The 7,318-nt window shown below is 62.5% G+C and carries 5 protein-coding genes, 2 pseudogenes and 1 other annotated feature; of the genes and pseudogenes, 3 read left to right on the forward strand and 4 right to left on the reverse strand.

From position 1 onward, the window contains the following. The first annotated feature begins 198 nt into the window (after positions 1 to 198). Complete coding sequence (locus WBB07_RS18270) at positions 199 to 1,245, forward strand: IS110 family RNA-guided transposase (RefSeq protein WP_526309813.1); 1,047 nt, start codon at positions 199 to 201, stop codon at positions 1,243 to 1,245. Here the strand turns inward: WBB07_RS18270 and WBB07_RS18275 are convergent. Continuing rightward, positions 1,213 to 1,557, reverse strand: a complete 345-nt coding sequence (locus tag WBB07_RS18275; protein WP_526309814.1) for a transposase — start codon at positions 1,555 to 1,557, stop codon at positions 1,213 to 1,215. The genes WBB07_RS18270 and WBB07_RS18275 overlap by 33 nt on opposite strands. Before the next feature lie 69 nt (positions 1,558 to 1,626). Between WBB07_RS18275 and WBB07_RS18280 the strand changes: the two are divergent. Both WBB07_RS18280 and WBB07_RS18285 read left to right on the forward strand, forming a co-directional pair. After that, positions 1,627 to 1,920 (forward strand): annotated as a pseudogene (locus WBB07_RS18280) (ATP-binding protein); the annotation flags it as partial. Positions 1,921 to 2,498: 578 nt separating this feature from the next. Next, positions 2,499 to 3,431, forward strand: a pseudogene (locus WBB07_RS18285) (IS3 family transposase); the annotation flags it as partial. After that, positions 2,801 to 2,932, forward strand: a sequence feature (AL1L pseudoknot). Its footprint overlaps the pseudogene before it by 132 nt. Positions 3,432 to 4,051: 620 nt before the next feature. On the opposite strand, the gene WBB07_RS18290 reads toward WBB07_RS18285, so the two are convergent. The 3 genes from WBB07_RS18290 to WBB07_RS18300 all read right to left on the reverse strand — a co-directional run bounded on the left by WBB07_RS18290 (position 4,052) and on the right by WBB07_RS18300 (position 6,455). Continuing rightward, positions 4,052 to 4,534, reverse strand: coding sequence for a hypothetical protein (locus WBB07_RS18290; RefSeq protein WP_526309815.1), 483 nt, complete (start codon positions 4,532 to 4,534; stop codon positions 4,052 to 4,054). A gap of 5 nt (positions 4,535 to 4,539) precedes the next feature. Beyond that, positions 4,540 to 5,757, reverse strand: a complete 1,218-nt coding sequence (locus WBB07_RS18295) for an amidase domain-containing protein (RefSeq protein WP_526309816.1) — start codon at positions 5,755 to 5,757, stop codon at positions 4,540 to 4,542. A 401-nt stretch (positions 5,758 to 6,158) separates the two neighbouring features. After that, positions 6,159 to 6,455, reverse strand: coding sequence for a hypothetical protein (locus tag WBB07_RS18300; protein ID WP_526309817.1), 297 nt, complete (start codon positions 6,453 to 6,455; stop codon positions 6,159 to 6,161). Between the last annotated feature and the right edge of the window lie 863 nt (positions 6,456 to 7,318).

The following is a 7,318-nucleotide window of genomic DNA, read 5'->3' on the forward strand; positions in this document are numbered from 1 at the left end:
TCCTTCGACTGGAGCTACTGGCGTCAGACACCAGCAGCATCGAGGGAGGCCCGCCCTTCTCGGCGGAGCCACACAGGTGGGGAATTTCAGTGAGCGTCAGTGGGGAATTTCAGCGAGCGCGGTCAACAGTTATGACTCCGAACGACCCTCGGCGGCCGAGCAATCCATGCAGCACTCGACCCGAGAGGAACCACAACAATGATCGTCGCCGAAGCCTTCGAGCGGGTGGTGGGTATCGACACCCACGCCCGTACCCACACCTTCAGCGTCATCGACGCGCGCACCGGCGCGGTGATCGCTGGCGCCACCTTCCCCAACACCGGTCCGGGACACAGCCGGGCGCTGTCCTGGATCCGTCGGCACTGCCCAGCGATGAGCGTCTTGGCCGCCGTGGAGGGCACCAGCTCCTACGGCGCAGGGGTGACCGCGGCTTTGGTGGCTGCCGGCGTCGAGGTCACCGAAGCCCGCCCCGTGGGCCGACGCCGTGATCGTGCGGGTAAGTCCGACGGCATTGATGCTGAGCTCGCTGCACGATCGGTACGGGGGATCGAACAAGAACGGATACCGGTACCCCGCCGCAGCACCGAGCGCGAGGATCTAAGAATCTTGTTGGCGGCGCGCAGGATTCTCGATCAGCAGCGCACCGCGAACCGCAACGCCTTGACGGCTCTGCTACGAACTGTCGACCTCGGTGTCGATGTGCGCAAACCCCTGCACGACAACCAGATCCGGACAATCTCCGCATGGCGCATCAACCACAAAGCCGCCGGAGTGAACAACCATGTGGTGGCACGCCAAGAAGCCCGACGGCTCGCCCGGGCCGTCCTGGAACACACCACGCAACTGCAGGCCAACCATCAGCAGCTGCGCACCCTGGCCTCCGATGCCGCCCCAGGCCTCCAAGAGCTCTCCGGCGTCGGACCGGTCACCGCGGCCATCATCCTCTGCGCCTATTCTCACCGCGGACGCATCCACTCCGAGGCTGCCTTCGCCGCTCTGGGCGGCGTGGCACCCCTTCCCGCGTCCTCGGGGAACACCACCCGACACCGACTCTCCCGAGCTGGGGACCGCCAACTCAACCGCGCGTTCGACATCATCGTCCGCAGCCGAATGATCAGCGACCCGACCACCCGCGCCTACGTCGCCCGGCGCACCGCCGAAGGCATGTCTACCCGCGAAACCCGCCGCTGCCTCAAACGCTACGTCTGCAGATCAGTGTTCCGACAACTCCAAGCCACCGCTTGACGCCTGACCATAGAAGCGTCCTTTTCCCGGCAGATTGGCCTGTGAGAGGTACGCGGCTGCCCGGCGCAGGACCTCATTCTCCTGTTCCAACAACTTGATTCGACACCGCGCCTCCCGCAACTCGGCTGAATCGCCGGTGCTCCTGCCGGGCTTGGCGCCTTCGTCGATATCGGCCTGGCGCAACCACTTGTGCAACGTCATCGGGTGCACACCGAAATCGGTGGCGATCTGTTCGATCGTCACCCCCTCATCCCGGTTGCGAGCGACCCGCACGACGTCGTCACGGAACTCCTGGGGGTAAGGCCTGGGCACACTGACATCCTTCCAGCGCACCCATCCCGGGCAAGCCAACTCAGATGTCACCTATTCATGCAGCAGACCCAATCGCTGCTGCGGGTCGACGTGATCATCCTCGACGAACTTGGCTTCGCACCCCTCGACGACACCGGCACCCAGCTGCTGTTCCGGCTCGTCGCCGGCGCCTACGAACGCCGATCGTTGGCCATCGGATCGCACTGGCCCTTCGAACAATGGGGCCGATTCCTGCCCGAGCAGACCACCGCCGTCAGCATCCTCGACCGGCTCCTGCACCACGCCACCGTCGTCATCACCGACGGCGATTCCTACCGCATGAAAGACGCCCAACACCGGAAGGAGCAGCCCACACCAACCTAAGAATCACCGCACAGGGTGGATACTTTCATCTGGCCACCAGCGGTTACTTCAACCTGGCCATTGACAACCCAGAAACCGGTTTAGGAGATCATCATGGCGAGCACGCGAGGCGGAGGCGCATACCAACCCGCCGTCGAGCCCGGCCCACTGTTTAGCGCGGCTAACCGGCTGAAAGCCATCGCAGACGAGCTCAAGAACAGCCATCACCATGCCGCCGCTCAGGTCAAAAACGTCTTGGGGGCAGAACGTCTAACGACCGTCGGACGCGTTCGATACAGGACCGTACCGATCCTTGCTGTGAAAGTAGATTTCCGCTCCGCATTGTGGGCAGTGTGCCCAGTATTCGTACCGTTCCTCTTCGCGGGCACTCGTCAATGAACGCATCTCGATAATCAGATCAGCATCCCCGTTCTTGGGGCAGACGATGCCGAACCAAGAATCAGCCGCGACCAACTTGGTCACCTCGACCCATTTCTTCGCAAGGGCAACGTAGCCAGACATATCATCAGCCTCCCATATCTCGCTGACACGCTCTGGAAATCCCGGAGGCTCCTGACCTTGGAAACGAGGATGCAGGTATGCCCACGGAATCGTCATCGGGGAAGAAGCCGACCAGCCGCCGGTACAGCCCGGAGGAGAACGCTGCAGCCGTACGGATGGTGCGCGCTTTACGTTCCGAACTCGGCACTGAGCAAGGCACGGCCTCGCGGGTCGCTCACCAGCTCGGCTACGGAGTCGAATCGGTACGTTCGTGGGTCCGCCAGGCCGACATCGACGACGGCGACGAACCCGGAGTAACGACCGCCGAGTCGCAGAAGGTCGAAGAGCTCGAGCAAGAGATCCGAGAACTCAAGCGGGCCAACGAGATTGTGAAACGAGCCGCGAGTTTCTTCAGGGCGGAGCTCGACCGCCAACACAAGAAAGAGTCGCTTTCATCGACGCCCAACGGGCAGAATTTGGGGTCGAGCCCATCATCACCGTCCTGCGCAGCGCAGGTGTGGCGGTGGCCCCGAGCACCTACTACGACACCAAGGTACGGCCACCGTCAGCCAGGGCCCGCCGTGACGCCGTGCTCGGGCCGGCGTTGCGGCAGCTCTGGGAGGACAACTACCGCCTCTACGGGGTTCGCAAACTCTGCAAAACCGCCCGTCGCGCCGGTCACGACGTGGGTCGGGACCAGGTGGCCCGGCTGACGCGCGCCGCTGGCATCCAGGGGGTTCGGCGAGGCAAACGGGGTCCGCACCACCAAGCCCGACTCGACGGCGGTGCGGCACCCGGACTTGGTGAAGCGGAAGTTCACCGCGACCTCGCCGAACCAGCTCTGGGTCACGGATCTAACATTCGTGCCCACCTGGGCCGGGGTGGCCTACGTGCGCTTCATCATCGACGCTTACAGCCGCACGATCGTCGGCTGGCGGGTCGCCGCACACATGCGGACCTCGATGGTCCTCGACGCCCTGGAGATGGCGCGATGGTCACGTGGAAACCTGTGGCCGTGCTCGAGATGTCACTACTGGCACGACTGACGTCCGCGGTCCTCATGCGCAGCGAGTTCGCGGTGACCATCTGTTGAACTGTGAAGGCAGGCGGGAGAAAGAGGAGTCCCTGCGCACCGATGATTTTCCTTCTGCTACAGACAAAACGCTAAGCCAGTTCTGGCTACCATCGTCTAAAGACTCAACCGTCCCAGGCATTCTCGAAATCGTCGACGAACCCGATGATATGGCGATTCTAGGATCGATCCCGCTGCGGCCCTTCGAGGTAACGCCCTGGGATACCTACATGGCAACCCATAATCAGATTGGCGGACCATTCTTCACCCGACGGGGTCCTGGGGCCTCCCGACAGACGCTACGCGCCACATGGTGCGTCGTTGGCGAACACCTTCCTGATCGCAATACACCGAGCTCATCACCGCAGCCAAGGCGGTCGCAGGACTGTACCCACACCTACCAACCATGACCGCCGTCGCGCGAGGACTGATCGGCCTGGCGGCTGATGGACGCGCAAACGCCGCAACCCGGCTGGCAGCGGAACTATGACGGGTGAGGTAGCTGATATGGGAGAACCGCCAACGGTACTGCCAAAGAAGCACCTTCGACCATGGAAACTGAATGCTCGAAGAACGTCGTTAGTCCACAACAAAGTAGAACGGCTCCCAATAACCCATGTCCGCAATGGCAACCACGCCGATTTTCTGCGTCTGGGTCTGTCTTCCCGTGCACTCTTCCTCAACGGTCATGTCGAACCGATATGTCGACCTTTGACCCGTCAAACCTGGAACATCCTGTCCAACCTGTTTGCCGCGATCTTCGACCGACAACAGTTCGTAGCGGCAGCCAGGCGTGGGCCTCGCTGCTTCGACGGTGTTCTTCTGCGAGGACAGTTGCTTACCGTAGACGCGATGGATGGGAACCTCGTCGGCGTCGTGAGTGTTCAGCCCGACCACAAGTCGCTCCGCCCAATCACGTTGTTTGTCGGGACCATAATCGCCCATCGACAGCCCATCGTCGTTCGATGGCAAAGTCAGCAACCAGACGATGAGTCCGCCTACCGCCGCGACGAACACCGCCGCCAGAATCACTATCCAGCGGTGCGCTTTCATCCAGCCCACGCCGATCATTCTCCTGGGTATCGCAGCCGGACGAACTCGGCTTGAGCGGGCGCGCGGGTGTATTCACCCGAGTCTGGCATCCAGTCGTCGTGTGCTTTGATCCCGCCTGAATGCTGGTTGATCACGTCGGTGGGCACCCCGTCGACCATTGCTTGTCCGACGCACACCGACCCATGGTTGATTTCCCCGTCCGCGTCCTTGTAATAGATCAGGTCACCCGGAAGTAGCCCCGCTTTCGACGGCGCGAGCGGATCCAGCCCATTAGCGCTCGGAGTGGGCGCTACCTCTACGATTTCGCCGCGACCGGAGTGTTGGGTGACGAAGTTATGGTTTTCTTTCGCCAACGTCCACGTCTTCGATGAGGTATTGCCGGGAACCGCCAGCCCGTCGTTTTGGTAGTACCAGTCGTCGCTGTCGCCGCGATGCCAGTCATCTATCGCATTACCCACATCGCCGAACCCACCTGCCCGCATCACCTGTGATGCAAAGTTGGTGCAGTCCAAGTCACCGCCACCAAGCGAGGCGAAGTCTGGGTTGAAGCCTTCAGCCCACTTCTCCGCGTAGTCCACTGCGGCACGCCTGCTTTCGGATAACTCGGGTCCAGCAAGCAGTGGAGGCGGTGGTTCCTTTTCTTCCTCGTTGTCCACCAGCCGAATCGACGGATCACCCTGATTACCGTTACCTTCGCCGTCGAACCAAACACCCTCCAGCTCGGCGGCTTTCGCTTGAAGCTGTTGCCCGACAAGAGCATCGGTTGCGACGAGCTGCTCAGCCCGCCAACGGATGAACTCTGCGTGCTCAGTGGCGGCGACCGCGCGAGCAGCAGCAGTGCCCAGTTCAACTTTGCGAGTATCGGTGACCGTCAAATCTTCCCCGACACGAAAGCCGTCGTCTTCGGCTTCGGCGATAGCGTCGAGCACCTGCCTCCGCGCCCATTGGATGTTCGCGCTGCCCTCCAAGGCAATACCAGCCGCTTGCCGCTGCAACTCACTCTGAGTACGCACCACGGTCAGGTCGAGGAATGCCCGATCCAAAGCGGCGTCGGCGGCTTCCCCGCGCCACGTGGTGCCACCAGGTGCGGTGACGTTCCGCAGGTGCTGGTCGAATCCCGACTCCGAGGCTTCCGCCCCCGCACGCCAACGTGTGTCGGCGTCATCGAGATACGACGTTTCCCAGCCTTCAGTTTCAGAACGCGACGGCACACCCACGCTGGCGGGACTCACAACAACGCCGAGATGGTATCGGCGCCACCCCCATCCATGGCGTCGCACCCCGCCGCCGCTGACGCCATCGCATCCGCGTACCCAGCAACTCGACCAGCCTGCCGCAGACGAACCGACGAGCACGCGGCATCGAAGGCAGACACCCCCGCACCACTGGGACGAGAAGCTGCTATCCCACCCCCAACATCGCTGGTCAACACCTCAGCGGCAACAGCGGAACTATCCGCCGACGCGGCGCGCAAGCCGCCCGTATGCACGTCCAGGCCTTTTGCCACGACACCCCCTACCAGCAACTCAATGCCTGCAGGCTACCGCGCAACAGGCGAGCTTGATGCACGGAACCGAGTTACGGCTACATGGATGTCACTCTCTATGCGCCGTGTCGAACCGAAACTCCACGCTCAGCCGAACAAAACGTCCAGAGCGTCGTCGGCACTGAGCTTCGTCTCTGGCAGTACAGCACGCTCGGGCGGAGCCGCGACGCTCACCGGCGAAGCAGCAGGACTCGGCGCTACGGGCGGGGCGGGCTTGTCGTCGTCCTTGGGCTCGTCGTCACCTGCGCGTTCGTCGTCCCCCTTGTCGTCTGGCTTGTCATCCTTGGCGTCGGCGTTCTCTCCCACGAAACCCTCGGGGTTCGATGGAGCATCAGCGCCGCCAGAAGAACCCGAACCGCTTCCGGTGTCCTGACCGGAGAGCATCTCGTCCAGTATTTCGGGGGGTGACGGCAACGTTCCCGCTACCGTCGCCCATCCCCTGCGCCGCCTGCATCAGCTTGTCCAGCATCTGCTGCCCCTGACCCATCGGACCCTGGAACGCTCCCTGGAGGCCCTGCGGGAGCTGTTGCGCAGCACCCATCCCCTGACCCAGCATTCCCTGCATCTGTTGCATCAACTCGAGTGGGAGGTTGAGCGAAAGGAGACTCTCCGGGAGCTGCGTTGGCAAAGCTCGGCGGAATCGTCGGCTCCGCGCGTGCTTTCACCTGTTCTTTCAGCGCAGCGTCGGCCTGCTGGAAGTTCGCGCCGATAATTCGACTGCGACTGGAACTCGTCTACTAGAGCTTGATACGTCGCATCCAAGGTTGCCGGATCCGCGCCGCTCTGCACCAAAGCGACCTGAGCCTCGTTCCACGCCATGAGTGGTACTCCGACCAGTTTCAGCGCCTGCGCGTGCGCGCCGGCCTCCGCCGGATTCACCTCAAGGGACTGCCGAACACCAGCGTCAGCCTGATGCTGTCCGGCGGTTTACCAGTGCACGTGGTCGCCGCATGGCAGCCATGATCCTTCGGTCTCACTATCGATCTACTCCGATGCCCAGCGCGAGGATCTACGCGCTGCCGGTGCCGCACTGTTTGGCTGATGCGTGGCCCACCAAGTATCGCTTGGGACACTGGCCCCAAATCGCCGAAGAGTTCGGAAACAAGAAACCCGCTCCGACCTGTCAGTTCCGGTCGAAAAGTGAGCAGGTGGTTCCGGGGTGGGTTCTAGTCAACGTCGCAACACTGACGGATCGTTAGAGGCTAACAGGGCGGCGAATAAGTCGGCCGGACAACGGTCTTGGAGGA

The organism is Mycobacterium sp. (assembly GCF_049647605.1).
Taxonomy (GTDB): Bacteria; Actinomycetota; Actinomycetes; order Mycobacteriales; family Mycobacteriaceae; genus Mycobacterium.